The organism is Spirosoma spitsbergense DSM 19989 (assembly GCF_000374085.1).
GTDB classification, from domain to species: Bacteria; Bacteroidota; Bacteroidia; order Cytophagales; family Spirosomataceae; genus Spirosoma; species Spirosoma spitsbergense.
Map to the genome: position 1 here is coordinate 1 of NZ_KB893572.1, position 13,661 is coordinate 13,661.

Below are 13,661 nucleotides of genomic sequence, written 5' to 3' on the forward strand. Positions count from 1 at the left end.
GTTGTTTAGTTTATTCCGTCACGGTTTAGATGAACTGCGCGATAGAATCCTTAAAGGCCAACCTGTTGGCCACCTTGTACCACTTTTGTCCTGTACTTAGGTCCCTATCAGTCAATGAATCAGAATGGTGGGAGGAGGGAGAACCACCTCGTTTTGTCTTATTGTCGAGAGTCATATTCACTAGCTTGCAAACCGATGCGCTTTTTTTCAGTCGTAGTATTAATTCCCTGTTTCGCAACTATGCTACATGCTCAGCCCAATTCAGCCGGTCATAATCCGAGCGTTTCCTCTATCATGCAAACTTACTCGTACAGGTTACTGCCGGGGCAGGACTTGAAAAAGGAAATAGAAGCTATAGTTCGGCAGGAGCATATTGAGGCTGGGGCTATACTAACGTGCGTAGGGAGTCTGACAAAGGCAACGTTAAGAATGGCAAATCAGTCGGAGCCCAGCGTATGGCAGGATCATTTCGAGATTGTTTCGCTGGTGGGCACTCTTTCGACCAACGGAAGCCACTTACATTTGTCAGTGTCCGATTCAACGGGGAAAACAATTGGAGGACATTTACTGGACGGTTGTACGATTTATACAACCGTTGAACTAGTAATCGGTGTTATGACCGATCTCGTTTATGAGCGACAAACAGATCCCACTTTCGGGTATAAGGAGTTGACCGTAAGAAAGAAGAGACGTAAATAAACGGGAAATGCCATCTGAATTAGATGGCATTTCCCGTTTTAAGAATGATAGTGATCAATTACGCTTACTCATCTCATCCCGAATTCGGGCTGCCCGTTCGTATTCTTCGTTACCAAGTGCTTCTTCCAGCATTCGCTGCAACTCTTCAGAGGAGGCATTTTTGAGCTGATCCCCAAACGAACGGGTCGATGGGCGATTTGAGGAACGTACCAGTTCTTCCTGTTCTTCCTCTTCATCATTCCCACTGGCTGTAATACCCGCTTCGGACAGAATGGACTCGTTGGTATAGATGGGTACGTCGAAGCGAATGCCAATAGCAATCGCGTCGGACGGTCGGGCATCAACTGTCGATTCCCGTACGCCATCGAAGCAAACGATTTTCGCAAAGAAAATTCCCTCCCGAAGTTCAGAAATCATTATTTCCCGAACGGTAAATTTAAATTGTTCCGCAAACTGTTTAAACAGATCATGCGTCATGGGACGGTTCGGAACGATTTTTTCTATTTCAATGGCAATAGCCTGCGCTTCGAACATACCAATAATGATCGGCAAGCGTCGATTGCCATATTCTTCACCCAGCACCAGTGCAAACGAACCCGATTGCGACTGGCTGGGTGATAATCCTAATATTTCCAGCTTAATCTTATCCACGGTGCGAAATTAACGAAAAGTAATCAGTCAGACTGCCGATGCACTACTCAGCATGTCAGGAAATTTCAAATTATTGACTCGCTGATAGTATAACTAACCAATTACAAAGCTCTAACTGCTTTTGTCAGGCGGGGTAGTACATCGAATACGTCGCCAACGATGCCATAATCTGCTGACTTGAAAAATGGGGCATCGGCATCTTTGTTAATAACAACGATTACCTTGGATGAGTTTACGCCCGCCAGATGTTGTATGGCTCCTGATATGCCACAGGCGATATATAGATTTGGACTAATTTTGATACCGGTCTGCCCTACGTGTTCGGAGTGAGGGCGCCAATCGAGGTCTGATACTGGTTTTGAGCAGGCAGTGGCCGCATGAAGCGCATTGGCTAAATCCTCTACGATTTCCCAATTTTCGGGGCCTTTCAGACCGCGTCCTGCTGAAACAACCAGGTCAGCTTCAGGAAGTAATATATCGCCGGATGATTTTTCAGTGCTTTTGACGGAAATAGCAAAATCGGCTTCATTCAGCGCCGGTGTAAACGGGTCCACCGAAGCCGTACCGTCTTTTTCTTCAGGTGTTATCGTATTCTTCTTGATGGCAAGAATTTTTGTATCGGCTTTCAATTCATTGTAGGCAAAGGCCTTTCCCGTGTATATGCTTGTTTTTACCACGAAGCCATTCGACAAGTTGGGTAGTTCGATCACGTTGGCGGCCAAACCTGCTTTGAGTTTACCGGCTAGCCGGGCAGTCATGGCATCGGCCAACGATGATTTGGCTAACACGATAACTTTGCTGCCTTCCTGCTGAACAGCGGCAGCCACCACGGTGGCATAAGCCATACCATTAGGCTCGGTCAGCTTAGCGTCGGTGGCATGGAGTACCCTGGTCGCTCCAAACCGCCCGGCCGAGGCCAGTTCGGCGTCATCAGCCGGGCCGACGATAATGGCAGTAGCCGATGTGCCGGTCATTTCGGCCACTTTGGCACCATAGAAAATAGCTTCCTGTGAGGATTTCTTGATCTTACCCTCGTCTAATTCGGCAAATATGAGAACGGACATAGTTTCTTTTTTGTGGTTTAGCGTTTATGGTTTTTAGTTTATGGTTAGCTACCCTACGTGCGTCAGCCAGGCATAAACTGAATACCATAAACCAGTTAAATTACTTTGGCTTCGTTGTGCAGGAGTTGAATCAGTTTTTCGGCTTCCTCTGCGGGAATCATTTTTACGGCGCCACGGGGAGCGGGCAGTTCATAACTGTCAACAGTAGTGAGCTTATCAGTGCCGGTTGGTTCTACCACTTTCAATGGTTTAGTACGGGCAGTCATAATCCCGCGCATATTAGGAATTTTCCATTCGGCAATAGGTTCCTGACAACCCAGCACGAGCGGCAGTTTGGCTTCTAAACTCTCTTTACCGCCTTCTATTTCGCGCGTTATCTGAGCCGTATCTCCCTCAATGTCCAGCAACATGACGGGTGAAATAGACGGGATACCCAGCATTTCAGCCACAATCCCGTGGACCTGACCACCATTATAATCGATAGACTCACGGCCCATTAGAATGAGATCGTAGCTATTTTCTTTGGCAATCGCTGCAATTTGTTCGGCAACGAAATAAGCATCGGTCGGCTCGGCATTGACGCGGATGGCATCATCGGCGCCGATTGCCAAACACTTGCGAATGACAGGCTCCGTATCGGCTTCACCCACGTTTAATACGGTAACGGATGCCCCTGTCTTTTCCTTCAGTTCAACGGCCCTTGCCAGTGCATAATCATCGTAAGGACCAGTTATGAATGTCACACCTGCCTTGTTCAATTTGGTGTTGTTATCGGTAAAGGCAATTTTGGTGGTGGTGTCGGGTACACTGGTCACACACACTAATATCTTCATGTTTCGTAGGGGTTTTATTGATTTTTATCCGATTTCTGACTCCTTATGCCAAATCTCTGGTAATTAGTTACGAACCAGTTTGTCGTAATCAGTACATTTGAGGATCAAAAATACGAACAATCTTAAAGAAAATAGTATGCAAGCATACTATTTTTCTACGCGTATGAATAAGGAACGTGTTGATCTATTGACGCAATTTGTACTGGAAGAACCTGGTAATCCATTTAATGTTTACGCCCTGGCAATGGAATATATGGACAGTCAGCCTGAGCGGGCGCGTGTTTACTTTGACCAGTTACTAACCGAACACCCTGATTATTTACCTACCTATTATCATGCGGCAGCGTTGAATGCCGACCTGGAGGATCGGGATAAAGCGGCTGAATTGTATGAAAAAGGCATTGCACTGGCACAAGTGCAGAAGAACCAGAAAACACTTCAGGAGTTACAGCGGGCGCAACAGGCGTTTGAAGACGACGAAGATGAGTGGTAACCGGTGGTGTTAATTACCGACGTTGGCGTGCTTTTCGCTGCCGAACCAGTTCCTGTTGGAATAACAGAGGCACCGTTGCCCGTCCCGGCAAGTTATAGCTGATTGCCAGGTAGCGGGCATCCTGTACTTTGGGTAAGTAAACAAACCCCCGAACGGACTCGCCGGGAGCCAGGGTGTTGGCTCTTAAAGCCAGTTCGCGCCAGCGGTATTCCTCGTAATCGTAGCGTTGCATCCGGCTGGAGAAAGTGCCGTAGTCGATAGCACGTTTGATCGCGATTCCCTGATACGCCACATTGTGCGTGATCCGGTTATTGACGTACTCTCCGTATGAACGACTGCGGGAAGAGGACGATACATCGCTGGCAACGGCAGCTACCATCAGAATTGTATTGAAAACTTTTGCCCGTTTCAGGCGCTTTTCTTCCTGTTTCCGCTTAAACCCGATTCGCCCGGCTTCATAGGTAGGGTCGGCGGCAACCCGGTGGAGCGGTAAAGCTGGATTACGCGGGTCGGAAAGTGTATCCTGGGCGGCACCAAGGGCTACCAGACGAAAATCGGCGGGGTTTACTTCGATAGGTTGATTCGTGTAATTCTTAATTTCTATATCCAGCGTAACGAACTCCAGATCTTCCCGCTCAAACGAAGCGACTACCCCCACGCCATTCTCCTCCGCTTTCGTTACCGATCGACCATCAATCATAGTCACATCGCCAGATACCGGCTTCAGTTGGTAAGTCGTCACTGTTGGTGCGCAACTACTCAGCATACCGACCAGGAGGCCTGTAGCAAGGAAAAGTTTCAGGGTAGAAAAAGTCTTCATCGTACGAACAGGTTAAAGCAATACCTATCAGTTGGTTAACACCAAAGTTACGCATTTGGTTGATGCAACAGTATTGGAATTGGGACAGACGGTCTGAAGCGTCAGGGAAAATGACCGCTTAATAAAAGGCACTTACGCTGTTACCTAACAGTCAGAAATTATCGACTAATTCACTGGTAACTGACCACACAAAAAGCATGTTTTATCGCAAATTCAACCCTTCTGCCCACCTCACTCCCTTTGTGGCGTGCTACTTTGTGTGGGAGAGTCAGGATATTGCACCAAAACCACTACGAATCGAGTCACCCCCTTCGGGTTACGCATCGATGGTATTCAACTTCGGTGATGCCTATCAGGTAGAGAACAGCAAGCACGAATCCCTGATGACGCCGGCTATGTTTCTGACCGGTCAGGCTACGCAAAGCTACTCATTGAACCTGAGTGGCCGGATTGGTATGGTCGGTATTGTATTCAAACCAGCGGGAATGTCATCGTTGTTTGGCTTGCCGATGTATGAATTTACGGATGAGCGGGTTGACCTGACCGATGTGCTGGGCAAGTCACTGACCAATGTACAGGGGCCAATTCTGGAAGCCGGTAACCCGGTCGAGCGTGTTCAGCTACTGGAGCAGTTTCTGTTGCGGCAACTCGCAAAGAAAAACCCTTCCTTCGACCGTACGGATTATACGGCCAACCTGATCGTAGAACGGAAAGGCGTGGTCAATGTCAGCGAGTTGATGGATGACCTGTACGTATGCCGACGGCAGTTTGAACGGCAGTTTCTCCAAAAAGTAGGCATTAGCCCCAAATATTACGCCCGTGTCCGCCGGGTAGGCCACCTCTGTGCCCAGTTAGCCTCGCAACGCTGGCAGATAAACGACTGGCACGAGCTAATCTATCAGTGCGGTTACTACGACCAGTCTCATTTTATCCGGGAGTTCACCCAGTTTACGGGTAAGCGACCTTCATTGTACGTGAAAGATAATCAGGAACTGACGCGGTTTCTGGATACGTAAAATGTCGCATTTGTACAATTTATGCCCCGGTGGAGCCCATAGCTTTGTCATCAAATCACTCAAACGATACGATGATGAAGTCACTGCTGCTTTTCCTTAGTTTACTGCCCGCCCTCGCGGTTGAATCCGACGAACCTGTTCAGAAACTGAACGGAGCCTATCGGCAAACAAAAAACAAATATGGGTCGATGACGACCTGGAAAACCCGCGATTCGGTAACGGTTATCAAAGTGTTCCGGGACGGGTATTGGTTTGGTGCATTTTACAACGACAGGCGGTCCGGGCGCACGTCGTTCGACGGAGCCTGTGGCGGAACGTATGAACTAAAAAACGGTAAGTATGTGGAGAAGGTCGGGTTTTACTCCTGGGATTCTACGGCAGTAGGAAACGCTTTTTCGTTCGATTACAAAATCAGTTCGAAACAGTACGAACAGTTCGGCGTGATGAACTCCGACAAGTACAAAAACTACCCCATCAACGAAGTATGCGAACGCATTACGGCTACTGAACCGCTCAAAAATAACAGCCTGGAGGGGGTATGGTTTATGAAGGAAGGTTACTGGGGTGGCCAAAGCCGATTTGGTCAGGGTAAGTACAAAGACTTCGAAGTGGTCAAGATTTTTAGCTATCCGGTGGTGGTGTATGCTTATTACAACCCCATAACCCGGCGGTTCGATGGCGCAGGTGGAGCGCATTATCAGTTTGATGGGAAAGTGCTGACCGAAACCAATGAATTCTGGTCGTGGCAGGCCGACGGTTCGCGGAAGGGTAATGTAGAGACCTTCAAAACGTCGCTCAACAACGGTCAGTTTGTACAGCAGGGCTGGGAAGGGAAACTGCGCGAAGTATATGCCAAAGCACCTGCCCGCAACTAAAATAGATTGTCATCAGGTAGTTATTTCGGGTCATTCGTTGTCATCGATAGTCATCAGGCTGTCTATTCAATAAATGACCATTTAATGCCAACCAAATGACAATCAATGACTACTTATTAACTCACTACTTTTCAACTAATAACCCCCATGACTATGCAGACTACCACACAGGAATCCGTTTCTGACCTTACCCGCAAGGGTGCCTGTCTTGCCTTTTTTACGGCCTATGATGACCTCGATACCGCCCGGATGATCGGCCTGGCCGCTCCTGATGCCACTGTTCATTTCCTGCCTTTGGGCGACGATGGTAAAGGGGCCTTCTGGGAGTTCGGTAAAGCCGTTTGGGATTTACTGATCGACTGCTTCCCCGACATTAGCAATTCGGTCGATAAACTCACTACAGACGGCAGCACCGTAACGGCCAACGTAACCATTGGTGGTACGCAGGTCAGGGAATTTATGGGCATTGCCAGTAAAGGATGCCGGTTTAATTCTGACCACGTCTTCGTTTTTCAATTCAATGAAGCGGATCAGATTCAGCACCTGACCATCAATTGGAATCATGCCGGTTTTGTAAAACAGTTAGGCAGTTGAAAATGACTGATTTCGTGTAATTGGATTGGCGGTATGGCTTTAAGCTTGCCGCCACTTTTTTGGGTCAGTTTGTTTCCGCCGGATACTAAATTGGCGACTAAAGAGAATGAATTATTTAGTAGCTTGCTAACCGACGTATTCTTATCCATAACCTGTTGACTATGAGCACCACCCGCCTGTTACTTGTCGACGATCATCAGCTCATTCTGGATAGTCTGCAAACCCTGTTTTCGTCTTTATCCAGTGTGCAGGTTGTTGGAATGGTAAATGACAGCCGCCGGGTCAGCGAAATGCTGCTGAATACACCCGTCGATGTACTATTGTGCGATTATCAAATGCCTCACTTATCCGGCATTGATCTAACCCTGCAACTCCGACAGTCGCACCCAAGGGTAAAGGTGTTACTGCTGACGATGGTTGAGGATGCCCAGACCATCCGCGAGGCTGTGCGGGCTGGAGTGGGAGGATATATATTGAAACGAACGGGGCGGAATGAACTTGAAAAAGCCATAACAACAATCAGGCAGGGCCAGCGGTATTTCAGCCCGGATGTGCTGGAACAACTAACCTGCCTGGAGGAATCGACAACGGCAGACCATAACCCATTAACCGCCCTTACCGACCGCGAGGTAGATGTACTACGGCTCATTGCCGACGAAAATCCGACCCATAAAATAGCCGAAAAACTGTTTATCAGTGTCCCCACCGTAGAAACTCACCGCCGACACCTGATGCAGAAACTTGGCGTGAAGAGCGTAGTGGGTATGGTAAAGTACGCCATGAAATATGGTTTGGTGCAGTAATCGATTCTACCGCTATTTATTGCCCGTCAGCCCACCCGGTTCATCGCTTTTACCGGCACCGTAATCTGGTGCCGCACACCTTTTGCTGGCTCTGAATCTACGCTCCAGGTTCCGGCCAGTGACTGTACACGGGCCGCTACATTTTGCAACCCCCGGCCCTCTTTTTCTTCCTGTTGACCAAGCCCTGTCCCGTTGTCGCTGACGGTCAGATATAGGTTGTCGTTTTCGCGAGCAAGCTCAATGACCCCTTCGGTGGCGCTGGCATGTTTGAGGGTGTTGTTGAGCAGTTCCAGGCAGATGCTGTACACTTCAAACTCAGTTTTTGGGTCGAAGCGGGGGAGGGTATCGGCACCGGTCAGGGAAAAATGCCCCTTAGTATTTCGATTCAGTTTCCCGACTAAATTTCGCAGAGCCACCGCCAAACCCTGTTTAGCCAGTTCATCGGGCAGGAGGTTATGAGCCAGTAATCGTACATCGTTATAAGCCTGACCGACTTGCTGGCTAATGCTGGTATAAACGGCCTGTTCCGTAATCGTCAGTTGGCTTTTATCCATAGCTTCCAGGTTCCAGTGCAGGGCCGAGAGGGTGGTACCGAGGTTGTCGTGGAGGTCGGCAGCTACGCGCTGTCGTTCGAGGGTCTGGCCCTGAAGTTGGGCCGCCAGAATGGCCTGAGTTTTCTGCCGAAGCTGACGGTTGTTATAGAATACGTAGCCCGAAAAAATCAGCAGGGCCAGTACACCCGCTACTAATAACCACTGGGTTTGTTGCTGTTGGCGGATGGTGAGTGCCTGATTAAGCGTTTTCTGCGTCTGGAGCTCGTAATCGGCGCGAAGTCCCTGAAATTTAAGGTCACAGTTAGTGGCATTGACGGAGTCGTTAAGAGCCATAAAAAATTCGTGATTTACCAGTGCATCGGCAGATTTGCCGGTAGCTTTGCTGGCTTCATACAAAACTCGATAGGCCCCCCGCTGCCCGTAAAACGATCTCTGTTGCTGACTGACCAGCATACACTCCCCCGCTTTAGTAATAGCCCGGTTGTAGTCTTTCATAGCAACGTACAATTCGGCTTCGTGCAGTAGTAATTCAGGTAGCAGATAAGTCTTGCCGAACTGCCTGTAATACTGCTCCGAACGCGCAAACGCCTGTTCGGCTTGGCGGTACAGTTTCAGGTCCGTAAGTGTTTGCCCGTAGTAATCGTATCCGTAGCCCAATACCGACGAGTCATGCGCAGCATAAATACCAATGGCCTGTTCAATCAATGCTTTGGCGTGTACTGGATTTTTGTAATAAAAGCGATACGCATCACCAAGTTCGACCAGCGCATGGCCCCGTGTAAGTTGCAGGGCCGGAACGCCTTTGGTTAGTTGCAGGCAGCGTTCGTAGTGTGGAATGGCCTGGTCGTACTTGTCGAGCATGTCATAATTATTGCCCAGCGACCGATGAAACATCGCCTGATAATACCCGTCCTGATGTTGTTCGGCTAACTGCAAACCCTGCAAACCAGTCTGGAGCGCGTCGAAGTGCTGATTGGCAATGTTCTGGCAACTCGCTTTCCGAGTCAACGCCAGCAAAATGCCCGGTATCCATTTGCCGGTGTTGGCCAAAGTGTAAGCTTTTTCGGCATACACGAGCCCACTATCGGCTGATTCTTTTGTCACCATGTCCAGCGCGAAATCGGCGTAGGCTCGCACCAGCGTCGTGTCGCGTGCCAGGGTGGTCGGCTGCGCTTCAAGCCGCCTGACAGCCGCCCATTTTGTTTCGATAAGGGTTGTTTGTGCGTGTCCCCACAGTGTCGCTAGCGTGAGCAGTACGAAGCATAGCGCGAAAAGATGCATTCCAAATCGACTGGTCATGTTTGAGTGGATACGTAGTACACAAATATGTTCAAGCGCCCCCTGATTTACAAACGATTATGCTCAATATCATGGTTTTCCATGATACCCGAAATCATGGTTTTCTATTATCCGAAATCATAGAAAACCGGTAGCAACAACCCGGGTTAGGTGCGTCAATTTTGTGGTGTTCGTCGGTATCGAAGCCGATTCACCATAAACCAAACAAGCCAATGAAAACCACACCAATCGTATCAGTTCTGTTTCTGATTAGTCTCTTTGCACTAACCACTGGCTGCAAAAAAGACGAAGTCGTACCGGCGTTCGAGATAAACGACGCGCCCTATACCGCGCAACTCGCTTTCACCACCAAAAACCAGACGTTTGCTACCAACGCCGAGGGAAAGAATATCATCAGGGTAGTGCTGGATGGTACAGGGACGTACTCCTTTGCGGGGAACGTAACGCTGGTGGACAAGTTCGATTTTGTGCTGGCTACCGGAGCCGCCACCCACAAGGTAACGTACACGACCACCACCGGCGACAAGATTTACTCGACCATGACGACGCAGGTTGGCCAGACCAACATCACGGGGACTACCACCTTTACGGGCGGCACGGGCCGTTTTGCCAAAATAAAAGGTAGCAGCCCAAATGCGGGGCCACTCGTAAGCGCAACCGGTGAGGGTTCCTGGAAAGAAGAAGGTGGGAAGGTAACGTTCTAACTGTCAATACATATCATGGTTTACCATGACCCCAAATCATGGTAAACCATGAGGACAGTTTCTCAATTAGTCAGCCATCTTTGATGCGTCGATGCGGCTTCGGTTTGCCGACTTGTTCTCTCTACCACCATGACGCTAACCGTCCGCCAGCAGCAGATTCTGACCCTGATTGCCACCGAACTCACCACGGCCCAGATTGCTGAATCGCTGGGATTATCGGTGCCAACGGTCGAGACGCACCGGCGCAACCTGTTCCGCAAGGCGGGAGTACGGAGCGTGGCAGGGCTGGTGAAAGAAGCCATGCGGCAGGGACTGATTGAATGAAACGAAAACTAATACTAAACCCGAATAACTTGTATGTCACGTTCCTTATTCATGCTCCTGACCGGAATCTATGGTCTGCTACTGACTGTGTTAATGCTGTTTACCCCCGAAGTGGCCATCCGAAACTATGGTGCGCCCGAACTTAATCCCAATCACATCGCAGTCATGCAGTTTCTGGGCCTGAGTACCGGGGCCATTGCGCTGATGACACTCCTGAACCGTAACGCGCCCAACTCCTATACCCTTCGGACGCTGCTGCTTGCGCAGGCACTACTCCTGGTGGGTGGCGTTGCGCTGGGTGTATACCATGCTACAGCGGTTCACGTGCCCATGAATTCCTTTTTTATGGGCGACAGCCTGTTTCGGCTACTGTTGGGGCTGGGGTTTACGTATTTCTATACCCGCGAGTCCAAGCTGGCGCAGGGCGGAGCTATGGCCGCGTAAAGAACACTATCCACACCATTTTTTTAGCGATAAATCAAACACCATGAAGGATATAGGTTATTACGCTACCGTTAGCAAAATCAGAATAACAGGCCGGGCAAGTTGATTACTGGTAGATGTGTCTTCACAAATCCATATTGTTGCAGGGTCTGTCATTGAACAAAGGAGGAATTAAAAACGGAATCTGCCGAAAATCCGACAAAGAGTAGGCGCAATTTTCAAATCAACTTTTATGGGATTCTACACCAATGGAAAATTTAACCTGAGTGTTTCATTAAGATACGCACCTGCTACACAAGAACTGAATTTCCTGTGTCAGATGTTCCAGCAAGTATCAAGGGTTTTGTACGATGCAACAGATGGACAACAGTATATCGCCAGTGTACACTTTGCTCCCGACGGTTTGGGGGGAGAAGGGGCAGATATCTGGATTCACCCAAACGCTGATGTGTGGCCAAACTCTACGTCAGCGAGACTTTGGTTTACCGGTGAATCGTTGGATGTGTCGCAGGATTTTACTTATTATGCCACCATTCTCGCACATGAGTTGTCTCATTACCTCTACGACCTGAGAGATGAGTATAACAATGGCTCAACCTGCCAGGGGAATATAACTACCCAGGCATCTTTAATGGAAGGTTATAGTTGGGATTTCAATAATCGATGGACGGATGCCGCTGGCAATAACTACGCAAACTTCGCTGCATTTTTTGCCGACTTTGTAGCCGGTACGGCTGTGTTACAAGCCGGGCAGCTAAACGAGTTTTGCCATGCAGGCAATCATAATGCCACTGCAAACAACAATCAGAACAATATCAACGGTAATCAGTCGTGCTGGACGTACATGGGTGACAATGCCAACCACGGAAACCTGCCCTATAATCTCAGTATTCCTGGTGCAGCAGGCCCAACATTAGCGGCTCCTGCTCCCAATCCGCCTGCAACAGTATGTATTGAACTGATAAATGCCCAGCGGTTTATGTTAGTGCTTGATCGTTCATTTAGTATGGTGGGAAGCAAGATTGGACAATTAATAGCAGGGGCAAATTTTTGGGTTGATTATGTGAACGCTGCTGAGGAATTAGGCATTGTGCGGTTTTCAGGAACATCAACGCTGGCGGCTACGATGTCGGAAGTGCCTGCCTCGGCCGCTGCACAAGCCACCTGGCGAACCGATAGACACACGATTATAGCTGGCACCACAGCAGCAGGATCTACTGGCATTGGCGATGCACTCCGCCTGGGCCTCACCAACATTTTAGCAGCCGGTTCTGCGGCTGCGCAGGTGATAATACTATTTACGGACGGCCTTCAGAACACCGGTACAGAAACGGCACAGGATGTATTGCCCGATGCTGTTGCAGCAGGCGTAAAGATTTACACTATTGGCCTTGGAGCGGATCAGGACGTCGCACTTTTAACAAGCATAGCCGATGTTACCGGGGGTATGTATTTTGGTATTCCGGCAGATATTTCCGATAATGATTCATCCGATGCAATATCCGACGCATTGGCGCATGTTTCCGGGCAAAGTCGTTCAAACAGCGCAGTAAAATCATTTGCAGAAATTGATGGTAGCACGGTTGATTCCTCCTACGTGCCCTCACTGGATACGGTACTGTTTAATTGGACAGAATCAAAAAAAACACGGCCCAGACAAAAAATCGACTCCTTCGTGTTTCCGGTGGAGATAACCAGCGGAAGCACCAATTGTACCCTCGGCGTAAAATGGTATGACAGGGCATTGAGCTACCGTATTCAGGTAACTGATCCCACCGGTATTGTGATTATACCAAGTGCAACAGCCCGGCTCGTAAGTGGCAAACACCCTTATACTTTCTATGATATTACCAACCCGAAACCCGGCAAATGGACAGTGGAAGTATTTGGCAATATTAGGGCATCACAATTCCGTACCATAGGTTTTGAAGTGAACAGGAATGTTCGCTTTGAAGTGGCTGCCGTAAAAAATCATATTAAGGCTGGTGAAGTCATTAACCTGAGGGCAAAACTAATGTATGGATTTGCTTTGCCAGAGGTATCTATGCAGGCAAATGTAAGGACACCATCAGGGAAAATACAGACTGTGAAGTTTTACGAGAACAAAGGAACTGTAGGCGAAAAGGAAGAAGAAAAAGTATATACCGCTACTATTAAAACCGATAAGGCTGAGCAGGGACAATACAGTATTACAGTTGTGGCCTCCTACAAAGGAAAGCAATTTGTTTTTAAGCCGGATGAATTATATAGTCAAAAACCTGGCTCTAAAACAGATTCCGTATTGATAAAGACCCCGGCAATATACCGACAAAAAACACTGAGCGTCCAGGCTAGCAGGACTGGTTCCTGCGACTGTCATGAGAAGGAGCCAATGCTACCCGGCTACAACTCCAAAGAAGTATGGATAAATCTAAAACAAAAGGAGTTGGTGAAAAGGTGGAAAGCGGCTCATAACAAAGATTGACGCTAGTCGAACTAGGAAAACACT

General features: G+C 48.6%; 15 protein-coding genes. 10 read left to right on the forward strand and 5 right to left on the reverse strand.

The genetic code is table 11. The annotated features are described in order from the left end of the window. Positions 1–294 precede the first annotated feature (294 nt). The gene (locus B157_RS0124215) at positions 295–699 is read left to right on the forward strand and encodes a PPC domain-containing DNA-binding protein (protein ID WP_020605899.1); all 405 of its coding nucleotides are present in this window, start codon (positions 295–297) and stop codon (positions 697–699) included. Between the two features lie 54 nt (positions 700–753). Here B157_RS0124215 and B157_RS0124220 read toward each other — a convergent pair whose 3' ends face one another. From B157_RS0124220 to B157_RS0124230, 3 genes are all read right to left on the reverse strand, one after another. Then, entirely contained in the window at positions 754–1,350 is a 597-nt protein-coding gene (locus B157_RS0124220) for a bifunctional nuclease family protein (protein WP_020605900.1), read from the reverse strand. A gap of 101 nt (positions 1,351–1,451) precedes the next feature. Beyond that, positions 1,452–2,414 carry an electron transfer flavoprotein subunit alpha/FixB family protein gene (locus tag B157_RS0124225; RefSeq protein ID WP_020605901.1) on the reverse strand — a complete coding sequence of 321 codons (963 nt, stop codon included), beginning with the start codon at positions 2,412–2,414 and terminating at the stop codon, positions 1,452–1,454. A 95-nt stretch (positions 2,415–2,509) separates the two neighbouring features. Continuing rightward, positions 2,510–3,247 carry an electron transfer flavoprotein subunit beta/FixA family protein gene (locus B157_RS0124230; protein WP_026308944.1) on the reverse strand — a complete coding sequence of 246 codons (738 nt, stop codon included), beginning with the start codon at positions 3,245–3,247 and terminating at the stop codon, positions 2,510–2,512. Between the two features lie 163 nt (positions 3,248–3,410). Here B157_RS0124230 and B157_RS0124235 point away from each other — a divergent pair, with 163 nt between their 5' ends. Then, complete coding sequence (locus tag B157_RS0124235) at positions 3,411–3,740, forward strand: hypothetical protein (protein WP_026308945.1); 330 nt, start codon at positions 3,411–3,413, stop codon at positions 3,738–3,740. A 13-nt stretch (positions 3,741–3,753) separates the two neighbouring features. Here the strand turns inward: B157_RS0124235 and B157_RS0124240 are convergent, their stop codons facing one another. Continuing rightward, on the reverse strand, positions 3,754–4,560 hold the full coding sequence (locus B157_RS0124240; RefSeq protein ID WP_020605904.1) for a hypothetical protein: 807 nt from the start codon (positions 4,558–4,560) through the stop codon (positions 3,754–3,756). Between the two features lie 197 nt (positions 4,561–4,757). Between B157_RS0124240 and B157_RS0124245 the strand changes: the two genes are divergently transcribed. From B157_RS0124245 to B157_RS0124260, 4 genes are all read left to right on the forward strand, one after another. Continuing rightward, positions 4,758–5,576: a helix-turn-helix transcriptional regulator gene (locus B157_RS0124245; protein ID WP_026308946.1), complete on the forward strand. Its 819-nt coding sequence runs from the start codon at positions 4,758–4,760 to the stop codon at positions 5,574–5,576. A gap of 71 nt (positions 5,577–5,647) precedes the next feature. Continuing rightward, positions 5,648–6,451, forward strand: a complete 804-nt coding sequence (locus tag B157_RS0124250; protein ID WP_020605906.1) for a hypothetical protein — start codon at positions 5,648–5,650, stop codon at positions 6,449–6,451. A 153-nt stretch (positions 6,452–6,604) separates the two neighbouring features. Continuing rightward, on the forward strand, positions 6,605–7,045 hold the full coding sequence (locus B157_RS0124255; RefSeq protein ID WP_020605907.1) for a nuclear transport factor 2 family protein: 441 nt from the start codon (positions 6,605–6,607) through the stop codon (positions 7,043–7,045). 161 nt (positions 7,046–7,206) lie between these two features. After that, complete coding sequence (locus B157_RS0124260) at positions 7,207–7,848, forward strand: response regulator (protein ID WP_020605908.1); 642 nt, start codon at positions 7,207–7,209, stop codon at positions 7,846–7,848. A gap of 26 nt (positions 7,849–7,874) precedes the next feature. On the opposite strand, the gene B157_RS0124265 is transcribed toward B157_RS0124260, so the two are convergent. After that, complete coding sequence (locus B157_RS0124265; protein WP_084761869.1) at positions 7,875–9,701, reverse strand: sensor histidine kinase; 1,827 nt, start codon at positions 9,699–9,701, stop codon at positions 7,875–7,877. A 212-nt stretch (positions 9,702–9,913) separates the two neighbouring features. Between B157_RS0124265 and B157_RS0124270 the strand changes: the two genes are divergently transcribed. The 4 genes from B157_RS0124270 to B157_RS0124285 all read left to right on the forward strand — a co-directional run bounded on the left by B157_RS0124270 (position 9,914) and on the right by B157_RS0124285 (position 13,637). Further along, complete coding sequence (locus B157_RS0124270) at positions 9,914–10,405, forward strand: hypothetical protein (RefSeq protein WP_020605910.1); 492 nt, start codon at positions 9,914–9,916, stop codon at positions 10,403–10,405. Between the two features lie 129 nt (positions 10,406–10,534). After that, positions 10,535–10,729 (forward strand): response regulator transcription factor, encoded by a 195-nt coding sequence (locus B157_RS0124275; RefSeq protein ID WP_020605911.1) that lies wholly within the window; start codon positions 10,535–10,537, stop codon positions 10,727–10,729. A gap of 33 nt (positions 10,730–10,762) precedes the next feature. Then, positions 10,763–11,173 (forward strand): hypothetical protein, encoded by a 411-nt coding sequence (locus B157_RS0124280; protein WP_157618571.1) that lies wholly within the window; start codon positions 10,763–10,765, stop codon positions 11,171–11,173. Between the two features lie 232 nt (positions 11,174–11,405). Further along, on the forward strand, positions 11,406–13,637 hold the full coding sequence (locus B157_RS0124285; RefSeq protein WP_020605913.1) for a VWA domain-containing protein: 2,232 nt from the start codon (positions 11,406–11,408) through the stop codon (positions 13,635–13,637). Positions 13,638–13,661 lie beyond the last annotated feature (24 nt).

Bases quoted from the DNA above. Each gene is read 5' to 3' on its own strand.
- B157_RS0124215 (WP_020605899.1), top strand. From the start codon at position 295: ATGCAAACTTACTCGTACAGGTTACTGCCGGGGCAGGACTTGAAAAAG.
- B157_RS0124225 (WP_020605901.1), bottom strand. From the start codon at position 2,414: ATGTCCGTTCTCATATTTGCCGAATTAGACGAGGGTAAGATCAAGAAA.
- B157_RS0124230 (WP_026308944.1), bottom strand. From the start codon at position 3,247: ATGAAGATATTAGTGTGTGTGACCAGTGTACCCGACACCACCACCAAA.
- B157_RS0124235 (WP_026308945.1), top strand. From the start codon at position 3,411: ATGAATAAGGAACGTGTTGATCTATTGACGCAATTTGTACTGGAAGAA.
- B157_RS0124240 (WP_020605904.1), bottom strand. From the start codon at position 4,560: ATGAAGACTTTTTCTACCCTGAAACTTTTCCTTGCTACAGGCCTCCTG.
- B157_RS0124245 (WP_026308946.1), top strand. From the start codon at position 4,758: ATGTTTTATCGCAAATTCAACCCTTCTGCCCACCTCACTCCCTTTGTG.
- B157_RS0124250 (WP_020605906.1), top strand. From the start codon at position 5,648: ATGATGAAGTCACTGCTGCTTTTCCTTAGTTTACTGCCCGCCCTCGCG.
- B157_RS0124255 (WP_020605907.1), top strand. From the start codon at position 6,605: ATGCAGACTACCACACAGGAATCCGTTTCTGACCTTACCCGCAAGGGT.
- B157_RS0124260 (WP_020605908.1), top strand. From the start codon at position 7,207: ATGAGCACCACCCGCCTGTTACTTGTCGACGATCATCAGCTCATTCTG.
- B157_RS0124265 (WP_084761869.1), bottom strand. From the start codon at position 9,701: ATGACCAGTCGATTTGGAATGCATCTTTTCGCGCTATGCTTCGTACTG.
- B157_RS0124270 (WP_020605910.1), top strand. From the start codon at position 9,914: ATGAAAACCACACCAATCGTATCAGTTCTGTTTCTGATTAGTCTCTTT.
- B157_RS0124275 (WP_020605911.1), top strand. From the start codon at position 10,535: ATGACGCTAACCGTCCGCCAGCAGCAGATTCTGACCCTGATTGCCACC.
- B157_RS0124280 (WP_157618571.1), top strand. From the start codon at position 10,763: ATGTCACGTTCCTTATTCATGCTCCTGACCGGAATCTATGGTCTGCTA.
- B157_RS0124285 (WP_020605913.1), top strand. From the start codon at position 11,406: ATGGGATTCTACACCAATGGAAAATTTAACCTGAGTGTTTCATTAAGA.